At 28.2% G+C, this 585-nt stretch carries 1 protein-coding gene; it reads left to right on the forward strand.

Annotated features, from left to right (window positions below):
* Nucleotides 1-585, forward strand: a 585-nt coding sequence (locus IE142_RS40125; protein ID WP_229831279.1) for a proton-conducting transporter transmembrane domain-containing protein, incomplete at both ends; no start/stop codon positions are given.

A 585-nucleotide genomic window follows, 5' to 3' on the forward strand; every position in this document is an offset into this window, starting at 1 on the left:
AATAACAATATTATATGCTAGTTTTAGTACATTAAGAACAATAGATATTAAAGAATTAATTGCTTATTCATCAGTATCTCATGCAGCTGTTTACTTAATAGGTGCATTTAGTAATACAATACAAGGTATTGAGGGTTCAATAGTTTTAGGATTAGCTCACGGTTTTGTTTCATCAGGATTATTTATTTGTGCAGGAGGAATTTTATATGACAGATCATCTACTAGATTGATTACATATTACAGAGGTATGGCTCAAGTTATGCCTATTTTCTCTGTATTATTCTTCATATTAGCTTTAGGAAATAGTGGAACTCCTTTAACTTTAAATTTCTTAGGTGAATTCATGTCATTATATGGAGTATTTGAAAGAATGCCTATTTTAGGTGTTTTAGCTAGTACTTCTATAGTATTCTCTGCTGCTTATACAATATTTATGTATAATAGAATAGTATTTGGAGGTTCTTACTCTCTTTATTTTGTAGAGAATATAGGTGATGTAACTAGAAGAGAATTTATAATGTTATTAGTATTTGTAATACTAACAGTATTATTTGGAATATATCCAGCTCCTATATTAGATGGTTT

Origin of the sequence: Streptomyces mutabilis, from assembly GCF_014649815.1 — a bacterium.
Classification (GTDB): domain Bacteria; phylum Actinomycetota; class Actinomycetes; order Streptomycetales; family Streptomycetaceae; genus Streptomyces; species Streptomyces mutabilis.